Origin of the sequence: Klebsiella sp. GL120222-02, assembly GCF_003097195.1 — a bacterium.
GTDB lineage: Bacteria > Pseudomonadota > Gammaproteobacteria > Enterobacterales > Enterobacteriaceae > Klebsiella > Klebsiella variicola.
Genome location: NZ_QEQO01000002.1, coordinates 273,075 through 288,352, shown reverse-complemented (window position 1 = coordinate 288,352; position 15,278 = coordinate 273,075). Strand labels below are relative to the sequence as shown.

17 protein-coding genes are annotated in these 15,278 nt (G+C 56.4%); 12 read left to right on the top strand and 5 right to left on the bottom strand.

Annotation, left to right across the window (positions count from 1 at the left end):
• Window positions 1-14: 14 nt before the first annotated feature.
• Together N438_RS06690 and mntR are read right to left on the bottom strand one after the other, a co-directional pair.
• Window positions 15-1,127 (bottom strand): anion transporter, encoded by a 1,113-nt coding sequence (locus tag N438_RS06690; RefSeq protein WP_012542373.1) that lies wholly within the window; start codon window positions 1,125-1,127, stop codon window positions 15-17.
• Window positions 1,124-1,597 (bottom strand): manganese-binding transcriptional regulator MntR, encoded by a 474-nt coding sequence (mntR, locus tag N438_RS06685; RefSeq protein ID WP_008805779.1) that lies wholly within the window; start codon window positions 1,595-1,597, stop codon window positions 1,124-1,126. The genes N438_RS06690 and mntR overlap by 4 nt, the downstream gene beginning before the upstream one ends.
• A gap of 185 nt (window positions 1,598-1,782) precedes the next feature.
• Between mntR and mntS the strand changes: the two genes are divergently transcribed.
• A complete protein-coding gene (mntS, locus tag N438_RS06680; RefSeq protein WP_012542374.1) occupies window positions 1,783-1,908 on the top strand; it encodes a manganase accumulation protein MntS in 126 nt (41 codons plus the stop codon).
• Between the two features lie 268 nt (window positions 1,909-2,176).
• Window positions 2,177-3,757, top strand: coding sequence for a phosphoethanolamine transferase (locus tag N438_RS06675; RefSeq protein ID WP_012968654.1), 1,581 nt, complete (start codon window positions 2,177-2,179; stop codon window positions 3,755-3,757).
• Between the two features lie 90 nt (window positions 3,758-3,847).
• On the opposite strand, the gene ompX is transcribed toward N438_RS06675, so the two are convergent.
• Window positions 3,848-4,363, bottom strand: a complete 516-nt coding sequence (gene ompX, locus N438_RS06670; protein ID WP_008805777.1) for an outer membrane protein OmpX — start codon at window positions 4,361-4,363, stop codon at window positions 3,848-3,850.
• A gap of 351 nt (window positions 4,364-4,714) precedes the next feature.
• Here ompX and rhtA point away from each other — a divergent pair, with 351 nt between their 5' ends.
• The 6 genes from rhtA to ybiO all read left to right on the top strand — a co-directional run bounded on the left by rhtA (window position 4,715) and on the right by ybiO (window position 11,333).
• Window positions 4,715-5,602 (top strand): threonine/homoserine exporter RhtA, encoded by an 888-nt coding sequence (gene rhtA / locus N438_RS06665; RefSeq protein WP_012968655.1) that lies wholly within the window; start codon window positions 4,715-4,717, stop codon window positions 5,600-5,602.
• A 237-nt stretch (window positions 5,603-5,839) separates the two neighbouring features.
• Window positions 5,840-6,343 carry a DNA starvation/stationary phase protection protein Dps gene (dps, locus tag N438_RS06660; RefSeq protein WP_002895841.1) on the top strand — a complete coding sequence of 168 codons (504 nt, stop codon included), beginning with the start codon at window positions 5,840-5,842 and terminating at the stop codon, window positions 6,341-6,343.
• A 431-nt stretch (window positions 6,344-6,774) separates the two neighbouring features.
• Window positions 6,775-7,521: a glutamine ABC transporter substrate-binding protein GlnH gene (gene glnH / locus N438_RS06655; protein ID WP_004886198.1), complete on the top strand. Its 747-nt coding sequence runs from the start codon at window positions 6,775-6,777 to the stop codon at window positions 7,519-7,521.
• Window positions 7,522-7,646: 125 nt separating this feature from the next.
• Window positions 7,647-8,306, top strand: coding sequence for a glutamine ABC transporter permease GlnP (gene glnP, locus N438_RS06650; protein ID WP_002895837.1), 660 nt, complete (start codon window positions 7,647-7,649; stop codon window positions 8,304-8,306).
• Window positions 8,303-9,025, top strand: coding sequence for a glutamine ABC transporter ATP-binding protein GlnQ (glnQ, locus tag N438_RS06645; RefSeq protein WP_008805775.1), 723 nt, complete (start codon window positions 8,303-8,305; stop codon window positions 9,023-9,025). The genes glnP and glnQ overlap by 4 nt, the downstream gene beginning before the upstream one ends.
• A gap of 112 nt (window positions 9,026-9,137) precedes the next feature.
• Window positions 9,138-11,333, top strand: coding sequence for a mechanosensitive channel protein (ybiO, locus tag N438_RS06640; RefSeq protein WP_116696188.1), 2,196 nt, complete (start codon window positions 9,138-9,140; stop codon window positions 11,331-11,333).
• Here ybiO and rlmF read toward each other — a convergent pair whose 3' ends face one another.
• Complete coding sequence (gene rlmF / locus N438_RS06635; RefSeq protein WP_008805773.1) at window positions 11,334-12,248, bottom strand: 23S rRNA (adenine(1618)-N(6))-methyltransferase RlmF; 915 nt, start codon at window positions 12,246-12,248, stop codon at window positions 11,334-11,336.
• A gap of 96 nt (window positions 12,249-12,344) precedes the next feature.
• Here rlmF and N438_RS06630 point away from each other — a divergent pair, with 96 nt between their 5' ends.
• From N438_RS06630 to ybiJ, 4 genes are all read left to right on the top strand, one after another.
• Window positions 12,345-12,959: a flavin reductase family protein gene (locus N438_RS06630; protein ID WP_012968656.1), complete on the top strand. Its 615-nt coding sequence runs from the start codon at window positions 12,345-12,347 to the stop codon at window positions 12,957-12,959.
• A 139-nt stretch (window positions 12,960-13,098) separates the two neighbouring features.
• Window positions 13,099-13,359, top strand: coding sequence for a DUF1471 domain-containing protein (locus N438_RS06625; RefSeq protein WP_012968657.1), 261 nt, complete (start codon window positions 13,099-13,101; stop codon window positions 13,357-13,359).
• Between the two features lie 20 nt (window positions 13,360-13,379).
• Entirely contained in the window at window positions 13,380-13,646 is a 267-nt protein-coding gene (locus N438_RS06620; protein ID WP_002895824.1) for a DksA/TraR family C4-type zinc finger protein, read from the top strand.
• Window positions 13,647-13,931: 285 nt separating this feature from the next.
• Window positions 13,932-14,192, top strand: coding sequence for a DUF1471 family protein YbiJ (gene ybiJ, locus N438_RS06615; RefSeq protein WP_004176772.1), 261 nt, complete (start codon window positions 13,932-13,934; stop codon window positions 14,190-14,192).
• Window positions 14,193-14,300: 108 nt separating this feature from the next.
• On the opposite strand, the gene ybiB is transcribed toward ybiJ, so the two are convergent.
• Window positions 14,301-15,269, bottom strand: coding sequence for a DNA-binding protein YbiB (gene ybiB / locus N438_RS06610; protein ID WP_008805768.1), 969 nt, complete (start codon window positions 15,267-15,269; stop codon window positions 14,301-14,303).
• Window positions 15,270-15,278 lie beyond the last annotated feature (9 nt).

Sequence of the window (15,278 nt, the reverse complement as noted above, 5' to 3'; positions counted from 1 at the left end):
CAATTCTGCAGAAATCAGGCGCAGAGTTTAAAGAGCCAATAGCCGCTGATGGCCGCCCATAGCAGCATAGGAATGGAGTAAAGATGGAAGCGCCACCAGATCCGCCGATCGCTGGCCATGCGCAGGGCGATGATATTGGCCAGCGATCCTGGCAGCAGACCAAAGCCGCCCACGTTAACCGCCCAGGCAAGCAGTATCGACGGCGGGACATAGTTGAGCAGCAGAATGGTCGAGGGCACATTACTGATCACCTGAGACAGGCCGATGGCGGTCAGCCACAGTCCGCCGCCGGAAAGCGTCCCGACGCCGCTCAGCACATGATGCAGCGCCGGAAGCTGGGTCAGCAGGTGGACGTCGATAAACATCACCATAAACACCAGCAGCAGCGACCAGTCCACATGGACGATCACCGCCCGGGCCAGAATCAGGAAGCCCAGCAACACCAGCGCCAGCCCCCACAGCGCCTGATTCATCTCCAGCGCCGTCAGGAACACCAGATACAATCCCAGACAGCTCCAGACCAGCTTAGGCTGCCACGATGGCGCCTTATCGCTACTCTGGTAGCTGAGCCGGTTCGCCGGGAAACAGAACCAGCACAGCACCAGCAGGGTCAACATCATTGCCGCCGCCAGGGGTAACATCTCGCCGATAAACCCGACGAAAGAGAGGCCGGACCGTCCCCACAGCAAAATGTTCTGCGGGTTGCCGATCGGCGTCAGCAGCGACCCGGCATTAACCGCCAGCGCTTCGAAGATAATCAGACGGTTAACCGGGATCGCACACCACTTTTTCAGCGTCAGCGTCAGCGGCACCACAATAAACAGGGCCACATCGTTGGTCAGGAAGGTGGACAGGAGCGCTGCCGCCAGCACCATAAAGATGGCCAGCTGGCGCTCAGTCACGAAGCGGCGGGCCATTTTCCGCCCCAGCACGTCAAAGTAGCCGCTCAGTTCAATGCCCTTGGTCAACAGCATCAGGCCGCTGAGCGTGATGATGGTATGCCAGTCAATGGCCGCCGGCCAGCTTGCCGGGACAAACGGCACGATGGCGCTGAGCACGCAGGCGATAATCAGCAGCAGGTGTAAAAAACGGTCGCGCAGCAGCGACTGAACAAAGGGAAGAGTCATGCTTCCTGTGATCCCTGTTTCTGGGTAAATTTCAGGAACATGGCCAGCGTCTCTTCACTCACGTGATGCTCCATTCCCTCCGCATCGCGGCGGGCGATTTCCGGACTGACGCCAATGGCCAGCAGAAAGTTTTCCACAATCTGGTGGCGTTCGCGACTTTCCTGGGCCAGCTTTTCCCCTTCCGGGGTTAAGAAGATCCCGCGCCAGGGGATCTGTTCGATCAGACCCACGCTGGCCAGGCGTTTGAGCATTTTGGCGACCGTGGGCTGCGAAACGCCAAGACGCGCCGCCATATCCACCTGGCGCGCCTCCCCCACTTCGTTGATCAGATCGGAGATCAGCTCCACATAGTCATCGATCAGTTCGCGGCGATGCGCTTCCCGCACCTGACGGAACCCCTCAACGTGCTCTTCAACATTTACTAACTGCGTCACTTTTTTTGTTATTGGCTTACCTGCGCGACGGTTCATTGTGCTTCCTCATTCGTGTGACGCGTCAAGCATCATATAAAAAGATCCACATTGTAATGGATTGCGCCAAGAGCACAAAAAATTAACGTTTTAGCCATAGCTATAAAATATAGCCTGTGCTATATCTGTATGTAATGCAAACAGCCATCATGGATTGACGGCGTGAACAGGCAGGAGGAGAGCAGATGAACGAATTCAAGAGGTGCTTAAACGTGTTTAGCCATTCACCCTTTAAAGTACGATTAATGCTGATCGGTATGCTGTGCGAGATGATCAACGGTAAACCACAGCAGGGCAAACCCCATTCCTAAGGCGGCGTCGCGGTACGCCGCTTCATTTTTCTGTCATCTTCTGCCGGCAAAATGACCGGTTTCCCCCGTTTCCCTGACCTTTTTTCAAGTTTTGTAAGCGCCCTCGCAAAACAATCTGTTATGTCTGGTTGACCTTACCATTTACAAGCCCTATCTTTGCACAGCCCTGCCACATTCGCGGCTCGCAGAGACCCTCTTCACGCACTGTCCAGCAGGTTTTACCCCTTGTCGCCAGGGGATGCGCATGGCCTCTTTTTGATTGTTTACTATGAATGTCACCACCCTGAAAGATACGCTGGTCGCCCGCCGACTGGCACTGAACCCATGGACAGGATTCTACTTTTTACAATCGCTGTTGATTAACCTGGCGCTGGGCTATGAATTTAGCCTGCTCTATACCGTGGCATTTACCTGCGTGTTACATCTTCTGTGGCGCGCTTTTCCGCGCGTCCAGAAAGGGGTAGTCGGCGCCTATTCGCTGCTGGCGGCCCTGTATTACCCCTTTGGCCAGGCTTACGGCGCCCCCAATTTCAACACCTTGCTGGCGCTGCACGCGACCAACGTGGAAGAATCTACGGAAATTCTGACCATCTTCCCGTGGTACAACTATCTGCTGGCGGTCTTCATTTTCGCACTGGGGATCATTGCGGTCCGCCGCAGGATCGTTGAGCCCTCCCGCTGGGGAAAAATGGAGACCCTGGGCCTGCTGTTCAGCGTCGGGATCTTCTTTCTGCAGCCGGTGCAAAACCTCGCCTGGGGCGGCGTGTTCAAGGTGATTGACACCGGTTATCCGGCCTTTCGTTTTGTGAAAGACGTGGTGGTGAATAATAACGAGGTGCTGGACGAGCAGGCGCGAATGGCGCAGCTGGCCGGCATGAAAGACAGCTGGCACGTGCTGGCGGTGAAGCCAAAGTACCATCTCTATGTGGTGGTGATTGGCGAGAGCGCCCGTCGCGACGCCCTCGGCGCCTTCGGCGGCCACTGGGATAACACGCCGTTTGCCAGCTCAGTAAACGGTTATCTGTTTAACAACTATGTCGCCGCCAGCGGCTCGACGCAGAAATCGCTCGGCCTGACGCTTAACCGGGTGGTCGACGGCAAACCGCAGTTTCAGGATAACTTTGTCACCCTCGCCAACCGCGCGGGTTTCCAGACCTGGTGGTTCTCCAACCAGGGGCAGATTGGCGAGTACGACACCGCTATCGCCAGCATCGCCAAACGTGCGGATGAAGTCCAGTTCCTGAAAAACGGCGATTTCGAGGCCAATAAAAATACTCAGGACGAGCAGTTATTAAAGCTGACCGAGCAGGTACTCTCTACGCAGCGCACCCAGCCGCAGCTGATTGTCCTGCATCTGATGGGCTCTCACCCGCAGGCCTGCGATCGGACCAAAGGCAAGTACACGGTTTTCGTCCAGTCGAAAGAGACCTCCTGTTATCTCTACAGCATGACGCAGACCGATTCGCTGCTGGCTAAGCTATACAGTCAGTTGCAAAACTCCGGCGATACCTTTTCACTGACTTACTTTTCCGATCATGGTCTGGCGTTCAAGGAGCGGGGAAAAGAGGTGCAGTATCTGGCGCATGACGATAAGTTCCAGCAGAACTTCCAGGTGCCGTTTATGGTGCTATCCAGCGATGACAAAGCGCATAAAGTGATTAAAGCGCAGCGCTCAGCGAATGATTTCCTCAGTTTCTTCTCCCAGTGGACCGGGATCAAGGCGGCGGAAATCGTCCCGCGCTATCGTTTTATCTCTGAGCAAAAGGCCGGTCCGGTGTACATCACCAACTTCCAGCTGCAGAAGGTGGACTACGCTCACCTCGGTACCGATGAGTTCACCGTCAATTAATCGTGCAGGCCCGGCCAGTCGCTCAGGCTGGCCGGCAACAGGCAAAAAAAATCCGCCCCGAAAGGCGGATTTTTTATATCACCGGAGTGATTAGAAGCGGTAACCCACGCCAGCAATCCAGGTACCGACGTCAACGTTACGAATACGAGACTGCTCGTAGGAGAAGTCCAGAGCAACGTTTTCGATCGGGTTGAACTGCAGACCAGCACCGTAGGAGAAACCGTAGTCGCTCATATCGGATTTCTGGTTCGGGAAGTTGTTGTTCTGGAATTTACCGTAACCAACACCCACTACACCGTAGATGCTTGCCCAGTCGTTCAGACGGTAAGCCGGACCTGCGGTGATGCCGTAGTACTGACCTTTGTTGTAAGTACCGTTGCTGGTGTTATCCTTTTCGGTGTAGGTGAAGGAACCGATAACGCCCAGCGGGTTGTTATCTTGCTCGTAACGGTATTTCAGGTTGAAACCGCCAGCTTTGTTCGCTTTACCCTGCATGTCGCTCTGCGCGTAACCGCCGGTTACGGTAGAAGTTGCAGCAAATGCAGTGGTACCTACGGATGCAGCCAGAACAACGGCCAGTGCTGAAAGACGTGCAATTTTATTCATAACCACCTCAAATGTGTTTCTAATAAGTCCTAAGCCTTAAATATATCAAAAACTTTTGGGAAACTCTTTGGAGTTTACATTGTCTAACATACTTTTTCATGTAACCAAAAGTTTCCATATTTCTATAACAATATGGAAAACAACAATTTTTGGCGTTAACGTACATCTTAACGCTCATTAAGAAATTCGCAAGCATCCAGATTAATCTTAATCACCTGGCGAATTTCTCAGCAACGTGCGCCATTCTACTGTTTTCGCCTCTGTTTTTTTCAACATTAGCTCAACCGTCAGCAGGTTATTCCAGTACACTGGCACTTTTACGACTTTTGACAAAACCTGACAGGAGAAAGGATGCCCGGTCCATCCCGAAAAGCGGCGGCATGGTTGCCGATTCTGGTGATTTTAATCGCCATGACCTCGATTCAGAGCGGCGCATCGCTCGCCAAATCGCTGTTCCCGTTGGTCGGCGCCCCGGGGGTCACCGCCCTGCGCCTGGCGCTCGGGACGCTGATTCTGGTGGTCGTGTTCAAGCCATGGCGGTTACGTTTCTCCCCGACACAGCGCGTGCCGCTGCTACTGTACGGCCTGGCGCTCGGCGCGATGAACTATCTCTTTTATTTATCCCTGCAGCGTATTCCGCTCGGCGTGGCGGTAGCCCTGGAGTTTACCGGCCCGCTGGCGGTGGCGCTGTTTGGTTCGCGCCGACCGCTGGATTTTGTCTGGGTGGCGCTGGCGATCCTCGGACTGTGGTATCTCCTGCCGCTGGGGCAGAACGTGGCGCAGGTCGATTTAACCGGCGCGCTCTTTGCCCTGGGCGCCGGCGCCTGCTGGGCGGTCTATATTCTGACCGGGCAGCGCGCCGGTGAAGAGCATGGGCCAGCCACGGTGGCGATGGGGTCGCTCATCGCCTCGCTGGTGTTTGTTCCGTTAGGCATGGCGCAGGCTACGGATACGCTGTGGCAATGGTCGCTGCTGCCGATGGGGCTGGGGATTGCTATTCTCTCAACCGCGCTGCCCTACTCTCTCGAAATGATGGCCTTGACGCGCCTGCCGACGCGCACCTTCGGCACGCTGATGAGCCTTGAACCAGCATTAGCCGCCCTTTCCGGTATGGTCTTCCTCGGCGAAACGTTGAAGCTCTCCCAGACCCTGGCGCTGGGCGCGATCATTATCGCCTCGATGGGCGCCACGCTGACCATGCAGCGACAAAGTAAAATCGAGCAAGTCGATATCAATTAACATTCTGTTACGCCGCCGGCCCGTGAGAAATCCGGGCCGTTCAGCTAAATATAACCCTATGATATTTAGCGCTTTTCAAAATAACCAACCACTTTGCGCTATCGAAGTGATATGGCCTGCCGATGCCTCACTCTTTGAAACCCTTGCTATACTTAGTCCCGAAGTTACCTGGGACAACGCTCCACATCATTCAGATTTGAAGTGTGACGAGCATCAATATCAAGAGGATATGAAACGATGAGTACCGCAAAACTGGTTAAATCAAAAGCATCTAATCTGGTCTATACCCGCAACGATGTCGCTGACAGCGAAAAGAAAGCGACCATTGAGCTGTTGAATCGCCAGGTGATCCAGTTCATTGACCTGTCACTTATCACCAAGCAGGCACACTGGAATATGCGCGGTGCGAACTTTATCGCCGTGCACGAAATGCTGGATGGCTTCCGTACCGCGCTAACCGAGCACCTGGACACCATGGCGGAGCGCGCCGTGCAGCTGGGCGGCGTCGCACTGGGCACCACTCAGGTCATTAACAGCAAAACGCCGCTGCAGAGCTACCCGCTCGATATCCATCACGTTCAGGATCACCTGAAAGCGCTGGCTGACCGCTATGCCGTCGTCGCTAACGATGTGCGCAAGGCGATCGATGAAGCCAAAGACGAGGATACTGCGGATATTTTCACCGCGGCCTCCCGCGATCTGGATAAATTCCTGTGGTTCATTGAAGCGAATATCGAGTAAGGCTTTGCCGCCGGCCGCAGCGCGGTCGGCGGCGCCTTTACTTTTCCCGCCCACCTTTCTGTTTTCCGTTCTATCCGTTTCCCCTTCTATGCTTTTCGTCCCCCCTGCTGGCCATGCACTGTTTTAGGGCGCCAAATTGATGAAAATGCGCGCAAAAGTAAAACAATTGTAATAATCACCTCACACAATCGTTACGTCGAGATTGTTTTCCCATCAGGGTTTGCGCTAAAAATGTGCTCGTTATTCAGCAACTCTATAACGCACCAAAGCGACGCCCCATCATGGTGCAGTGAGTGCCTGTCATGATCGAAATTGTGCAACCACTCGCGCTTCGTTTGTTGAAAAACAACAGCTTGTAAAAGTGGCACGATTTTTTCATTAGGCTAGTCGTTCTCGCAGGGGATCGTCCCGTGGATATAAAAGGAAATGCTATGAAGTCTGTATTTAAAGTTTCACTGGCTGCACTGACCCTGGCTTTTGCGGTTTCTTCCCATGCCGCCAATAAGACCCTGGTTGTCGCCACCGATACGGCGTTCGTCCCGTTCGAATTTAAGCAAGGCGATAAATATGTCGGGTTTGACGTTGACCTGTGGGCGGCTATCGCCAAAGAGCTGAAGCTCGACTACACCCTGAAGCCAATGGACTTCAGCGGCATTATCCCGGCGCTGCAAACTAAAAATATCGATCTGGCGCTGGCCGGGATCACCATCACCGACGAACGTAAAAAAGCGATCGACTTCTCCGACGGCTACTACAAAAGCGGCCTGCTGGTGATGGTCAACGCCAATAATAACGACATCAAAGATGTGAAAGATCTGAACGGTAAAGTGGTCGCGGTGAAGAGCGGTACCGGCTCCGTTGATTACGCGAAAGCCAATATCAAAACCAAAGATCTGCGTCAGTTCCCGAACATCGATAACGCCTATATGGAACTGGGTACCGGCCGCGCTGATGCCGTGCTGCACGATACGCCAAATATTCTGTACTTCATCAAAACCGCAGGCAACGGCAAGTTCAAAGCGGTAGGCGAATCACTGGAAGCGCAAAACTACGGTATCGCTTTCCCGAAAGGCAGCGACGAGCTGCGTGAGAAAGTGAACGGTGCGCTGAAAACGCTGCGCGAGAATGGTACCTACAACGAAATTTATAAAAAATGGTTCGGCACTGAACCAAAATAATAAGAACACACTTCGCCAGACGCAGCTCCGGCGACATCACAACGGTCTTCCGGCACAGACTCGGCGGGAGACCGTATTTTGGCGGAGGATTTCCTCTGCTCTCGACACGGTAACAGGAACGTATTATGCAGTTTGACTGGAGTGCCATCTGGCCTGCCATTCCGATTTTGCTGGAAGGCGCCAAAATGACGCTGTGGATTTCCGTCCTCGGCCTGGCCGGCGGCCTGATAATCGGTCTGGTTGCCGGTTTCGCCCGCTGCTTCGGCGGCTGGATCGCCAACCACATCGCACTGGTGTTTATTGAAATCATTCGCGGCACCCCGATTGTGGTGCAGGTCATGTTCATCTACTTTGCGCTGCCGATGGCCTTTAGCGACCTGCGCATCGACCCCTTCTCCGCAGCGGTAGTGACCATCATGATTAACTCGGGCGCCTATATCGCGGAAATTACCCGCGGCGCGGTGCTCTCCATTCATAAAGGCTTCCGCGAAGCGGGCCTGGCGCTGGGCCTGTCGCGTCGCGAAACCATTCGCCACGTGATCCTGCCTCTGGCGCTGCGCCGCATGCTGCCGCCGCTGGGCAACCAGTGGATCATCAGCATCAAGGATACCTCGCTGTTCATCGTCATCGGCGTCGCCGAACTGACCCGTCAGGGACAGGAGATCATCGCGGGCAACTTCCGCGCCCTGGAAATCTGGAGCGCCGTTGCTGTTATCTACCTGATTATCACCCTGGTCCTGAGCTTTATTCTGCGTCGTCTTGAAAGAAGGATGAAAATCCTGTGATTGAATTTAAAAACGTCTCCAAGCACTTTGGCCCGACCCAGGTGCTGCACGATATCTCCCTGAAAATTAATCAGGGTGAAGTGGTGGTCATTATCGGCCCGTCCGGCTCCGGTAAATCAACGATGCTGCGCTGCATCAATAAACTGGAAGAGATCACCAGCGGCGATCTGATTGTCGATGGCTTAAAGGTCAACGATCCGAAGGTGGACGAACGTCTGATTCGTCAGGAAGCCGGGATGGTATTTCAGCAGTTTTATCTGTTCCCGCACCTCACGGCGCTGGAGAACGTCATGTTTGGTCCGCTGCGGGTGCGCGGCGCCAGCAAGCAGGCGGCAGAGAAGCAGGCGAAAGATCTGCTGGCGAAAGTCGGCCTGGCCGAGCGCGCGCATCACTATCCGTCTGAACTCTCCGGCGGCCAGCAGCAGCGTGTGGCCATCGCCCGCGCGCTGGCGGTGAAGCCAAAGATGATGCTGTTTGATGAACCGACCTCCGCGCTCGACCCGGAACTGCGCCATGAAGTGCTCAAGGTGATGCAGGATCTGGCTGAAGAGGGGATGACGATGGTGATCGTAACCCACGAAATCGGCTTTGCCGAAAAAGTGGCTTCGCGATTGATCTTTATCGACAAAGGACGCATTGCTGAAGACGGCAACCCGCAGGAGCTGGTGAAGAACCCGCCAAGCCCGCGCCTGCGCGAATTCCTGCAGCACGTCGCCTGACCCGCAACGGCTCTCTTCCTCCGCGGAGAGAGCCGCTTTTCCAGATTCCTCTTCCCTCCCCTTCCGCCATCGGCTTCTATACTTACCCGTTTACGTTGCAACGGAGGTGCCCATGCCGTGGATCCTGCTTTTGCTCGCTGCACTGTTTACTGCCCCGCTTTCCGCCGCCGCCCTGCCCGGCGTGCCGACAGCTAACGCCGATAAAACCAGCGCCAGCGAACCCGATGCGGAACAGAAAAGAGCGGCCTACGCCGCGCTGGCTGACGTGCTGGCTAACGACAGCGCCCGTCAGGAGCTCATTGACCAGCTGCGTAAAGCAGCCGCCACGCCGCCGCCAGACAGCACCCCGACGCTGACGCCGCCGGCGGTGAAAGAAGGGACCACGGTGCTGGAGAACGTCACGCAGATCAGCCGGGAATACCGCGAGCAGCTCTCGTCTCGCTTCTCTCAACTGTGGCGCAATATCACCGGCTCACCGCATAAACCTTTTAATTCGCAAACCTTCACCAGCGCGGCCTGGCATTTTTTACTGCTGGCCGGCCTGGTCTTTGCCTTCTGGTGGCTGGTGCGTCTTGCGGCGCTGCCGCTGTATCGCAAAATGGGTGAATGGGGGCGGCATAAAAACCGCGATCGCGGAAACTGGCTCCAGCTGCCCCTGACCATCGCCGGGGCGTTTGTTATCGACCTGCTGCTGCTGGCGCTGACCCTGTTTGTCGGCCAGTTGTTAAGCGATCGCCTGAATGGTAATAACCCCACCATCGCCTTCCAGCAGAGTCTTTTCCTCAACGCCTTCGCGTTGATCGAGTTTTTTAAAGCCATTCTGCGGCTCATTTTCTGCCCGCGCATCCCGGCGCTCCGGCCTTTTAACCTCAGCGACGAAGCCGCGTCATACTGGAGCCTGCGCCTGAGCGCGCTCAGCAGCCTGATTGGCTATGGCCTGATCGTCGCGGTGCCGATTATCTCCAATCAGGTGAATGTTCAGGTTGGCGCGCTGGCTAACGTCGTCATCATGCTGTGCATTACGCTGTGGGCGCTGTACCTGATTTTTCATAACAAGACCTTGATTACGCAGGGGCTAATCCATCTGGCCGACCGTTCGCTCTCCTTCTTTAGCCTGTTTATCCGCGCCTTCGCGCTGGTCTGGCACTGGCTGGCCTGCGCCTACTTTGTGGTGCTCTTTTTCTTCTCCCTGTTCGACCCGGGCAATAGCCTGAAATTCATGATGGGCGCCACCCTGCGCAGCCTGGCCATTATCGGCGGCGCGGCGCTGGTGTCCGGCATCCTGTCGCGCTGGATAGCCAAAACCATCACCCTGTCACCCGCCACCCAGCGCAATTATCCTGAGCTGCAAAAGCGGCTGAATGGCTGGATCTCCGCCTCGCTGAAGGCCGCGCGCATTCTCACCGTCTGCGTCGCCGTCATGCTGCTGCTGAGCGCCTGGGGCCTGTTTGACTTCCGCGAATGGCTGCATAACGATGCCGGGCAAAAAACGGTGGATGTGCTGATCCGCATCGCCCTCATCCTCTTCTTCTCTGCCATCGGCTGGACGGTGCTGGCCAGCCTGATCGAAAACCGGCTGGCCTCGGATATCCATGGTCGCCCGCTGCCCAGCGCGCGGGCCCGAACGCTGCTGACCCTGTTTCGCAACGCGCTGGCGGTGGTGATCAGCACCATCACGGTGATGATCCTGCTTTCGGAGATTGGGGTTAACATTGCGCCGCTGCTGGCGGGCGCCGGGGCGTTAGGGCTGGCGATTTCGTTTGGCGCGCAAACGCTGGTTAAAGATATTATCACCGGCATATTTATCCAGTTTGAGAACGGGATGAATACCGGCGACCTGGTCACCATCGGCCCTTTGACCGGCACCGTGGAACGAATGTCGATTCGCTCCGTGGGGGTACGGCAGGATACCGGCGCCTATCACATTATTCCCTGGTCCTCGATCACCACTTTTGCCAACTTCGTGCGCGGCATTGGCTCGGTAGTCGCCAACTATGATGTCGACCGTCATGAGGATCTGGATAAAGCCAGCCAGGCGCTGAAGGCGGCGGTGGACGATCTGCTGGCCCAGGAGGAGATCCGCGGCCTGATCATTGGCGAACCGTCGTTCGCCGGGCTGGTGGGGCTGAGCAATACCGCCTTTACGCTACGCGTCAGCTTCACCACCCTGCCGCTGAAGCAGTGGACGGTGCGCTTTGCCCTCGACACTCAGGTGAAAAAGCACTTCGATCGCGCCGGGGTTCGCGCCCCGGTACAGACCTGGCAACAGCTGCCGATGCCGGGCTCAGACAGCCCGGCCGCCGAGTAGTTAGAACGGACGGCGGCGTTTGGCGTCGTCCATAAAGCTCCAGGCGATAAAGCGGCTCTGCTTTTGACCCTGGGCCATCTCTTTTTTCACCACTTTCACGGCCCCAACCTCGGTCAGCAGGCGGTAGAGCGGCGGCAGATTATCGCCGCGCGACACCAGCGAGGTAAACCATTTCACCTGGCGGGCGAAGGCCTGACTTTCGCGGATCATCTGCGAGATAAAGGCCACTTCGCCTCCTTCGCACCACAGCTCCTGCTGCTGACCGCCAAAGTTAAGCGCGCTGTCGGCGCCGAGTCCGAGATTGCGGCGCTTGCGCTCACCGCCCGCCCGGGCGCTCTCTGCGGAGTCATGGAACGGCGGATTACACAGCGTGGCGTCATAGGTCTCGTTTTTGTGGATGACGCCGTGGAAGATGGCCTGGCTCTCTTTTTGCCGACGCAGACGGATCTGCCGGGTCAATCCGGGGTTGCCATTGACAATCGCCTGCGCGCTGGCGAAGGCTTCCGGGCTGATTTCGCTGCCGGTAAAGCGCCAGCCGTACTCGTGAACGCCGATCAGGGGATAGATGAGGTTGGCGCCGGTGCCAATATCAAGGATCGTGGCTTGCTTCGGCACCTCGCCACTATCCTGCGCCAGCAGATCCGCCAGATGATGAATATAATCGGCACGCCCGGGCACCGGCGGACAGAGAAAACCGTCAGGAATGTCCCAGTGTTTGACCGCGTAGAAATGCGCCAGCAGCGCTTTATTCAACGCCTTTACTGCCTGCGGATTGGCAAAATCAATGGTCTGCTCACCCAGCGGATTGAGCGTAATGTATCCCTGCAGGTCAGGATGCGCCTGGCAGAGCGCAGGCAGGTCGTAGCGTTGATGGTGGCGGTTACGCGGGTGTAACCCCGGTTTCTGGGCTTTCATGACAATCTCCTTTGAACAGCCGCGTAAGATACCCGTTGACGGCGGCGCGGTAAATAAGGGAGTCTGGATATCTCCTTTATCCGTGACAGGTGCAGCATGTACTTTTATCAACCTTCGCAGGGCCACGGCCTGCCGCACGACCCGCTGAACGCGATAATCGGGCCTCGCCCGATAGGCTGGATCGCCTCGCAGGACGCCGAGGGCCAGCGAAATCTGGCGCCATACAGCTTTTTTAACTGCTTTAACTATCGCCCGCCGATCATTGGTTTCGCCAGCAGCGGCTGGAAAGACAGCGTGCGAAATATCGTCGAAACAAAGGAGTTCGTCTGGAACCTGGCGACGCGACCGCTGGCCGTGGCGATGAATGAAACGTCTGCCTCGATCCCGCACCATGAGGACGAATTCGTGCGCGCCGGTCTCACCGCCGCCGCCAGCCGCCTGGTCAGCGCCCCCCGAGTCGCGGAGAGTCCGGTGAACTTTGAGTGCCGTCTGTCGCAGTGTATTCAACTCACCACCGCCGACGGTAACCCTGTTGATACGTGGCTGGTGCTCGGCGAAGTGGTCGCCGTGCATATTGATGAATCACTGCTGGACAACGGCATCTATCAAACCGCCCGCGCCCAGCCGATCCTGCGCGCCGGAGGTCCGAGCGCCTATTACAGTATTGATGATAGTCTGCGTTTTGACATGATCCGCCCTGACGCCCGCTAAATAATCTACCGGCCAGAGTACCGCTGCCCTGCGCCGGTAGCCTACAAAACGCCTTGTTTTGCATTAAAAATCCCCTATCGCACGGTCTGGAAAGACCTACACTTAAGCTATGTCCCATGCTGTTTATGAGGATATGCTGATGAAAATCATCTCGCTGCTATTCGCCGCTGCGCTCACCGCTCATGCCGCCGCAGCCTCTCCCCTGCCACCGACACCCGTACTGCCCTATGCCGGGCCGCTCCGCCCTGTCGGTACCGTCTCCGCCTCCGGTGCCAGCACCCTTGATGATCTGGTGGCCGCCCTCGCGGATAAGGCCCACCGCCAGGGGGCGATAGCCTGGCGGGTCAATGCCGCCAGCAGCGGTAACCGACTGCACGGTTCAGCTATAATTTATCAATAACCTTTCACAGGAGGCAGACGATGGCATCAGGTTGGGCAGGCGATGGGGCCGTTCAGGATCAGATCGACAGCACCATTGACGATGCGGTGGCTCGCGCGCGCCGTGAGCTTCCGCGCGGCGAAAGCAACAAATTTTGTGATGAATGTGGAGAGCCGATTCCGGAGGCCCGTCGACAGGCCATCCCAGGGGTCAGATATTGCGTGAAGTGCCAGCAGGAGAAAGATTTACATAACAATACATTTTCAGGATATAATCGCCGCGGATCCAAGGATAGCCAGCTACGCTGACTTTCCTTTACCGTTCATGACAGCCTTTCGCATTATCTTTTCGCGCACATTTTTTGGCGGAAAAAGTCGCAATATGTGCCCTTAAACGCGTCGGTCTTCCTCGCTACGCTTCGTGACGAAAAGAATGAGAAATAATTTATTAATAATCAGTAAATTATTAATCATTCAAAAAATTCGATGAAGACTGTGAATTTCCTTCGATTTTATCTCCCGCAAAAAAGCGTGATACTTATCACATCGACGGAACATCGTCCCCTGAACAGAACAACCTGCGAGAGATTAACTATGAAAAACATCAAATATGCTGCCGCTGCCATCGCTCTGACCGCCCTTTCCTTCGGCGCCTTTGCCGCCGAACCGGTCACCCCCGCTCAGGCAGAAAGCATGAATAAAATCGGTGTGGTGTCTGCGCAAGGCGCAACCACTTTAGATGGTCTGGAAGCAAAACTGGCTGCTAAAGCCGAAGCCGCTGGCGCGACCGGCTACAGCATTACTTCCGCTAACACCAACAACAAACTGAGCGGTACTGCGGTTATCTATAAATAATCGCTGTTCCCTCTGTAAGCCACTGAATTAACCCTGAAAAGACCTTTAATACCCTTGCCTTGCCCGTCCGAGCCACCGGACGGGCTTTTTTTTATCCTGCAGATCCGATCACCAGCAGTCGTTGACGCGGCTGAGGCCCTGCTCCAGGGTGGTGACTTCCCCGCTGGCCAGCAGACAACAGGCAAGCTGAATTTTCAACGAGTGGGGCACCGGTTCGACGCCGGCGACGCAGCGCTCGATCCAGCGCGCCGTGACCTCGGGATCTTTCGAGGCCGGCAGGACCACCGCCTCCGCTGCCGTCTCAGTCTGGCGTTCGTACAGCACCCGCACGCCCTGCTCATCGATCAGGCTGATCTGCGGGCAGCGCTGCGGGTTGGCATACACTTCGCCCTCGGTACCGTGCATCAACAGCGCGCGGCCACCGGTCTCACGAAAGAAGTTCGCCACCCGCGGAACATATTCCGGATGCGACACGCTGGAGAGACGCAATGCCTCCGCTTCGCCAAACGGTGTAGCCAGCTTGGCCAGGGTATGGGCGCTGTTGCGCACGCCCATCCGCCAGCGCATCGCCAGCTGTTTCTCCAGCGGCGGACAGAAAGCCCCCACCGGGATATACACCGGTTCATGGCCCTCCAGCTGCGCCTGAGCCTGTCCGGCGTGCCGGGTGGCCGGAATATCCAGCAGGGTAAAAATGGTCTCGGTCAGCACCCGGGTGGGATCGTGACTGACGCCGTGAACCACCACCGGAAACCCCAGCTTGTGCAGAAGCATCGCCAGCAGCGGCGTCAGGTTCGCCTGCTTGCGCGCGCCGTTGTAGCTGGGGATGACAATCGGCATCGGCTTGCCGGCCGGCGGGGTCAGGCGCAGCGTATGCTGCTGCATCGCCGCGTAAAACCCTTTCATCTCCGCTTCGCCTTCGCCTTTGATGCGCAGGGCGATTAATATTCCCCCCAGCTCCAGCTCCGGCACCTCGCCGTCCAGCATCCGCGCATAGAGCGCACGGGCGGTCTCTTCATCGAGGTCGCGGGCATGATTCTTACCGCGACCCACCTCTTTTATAATTTTGCTGTACTCCATGGCTCCCCC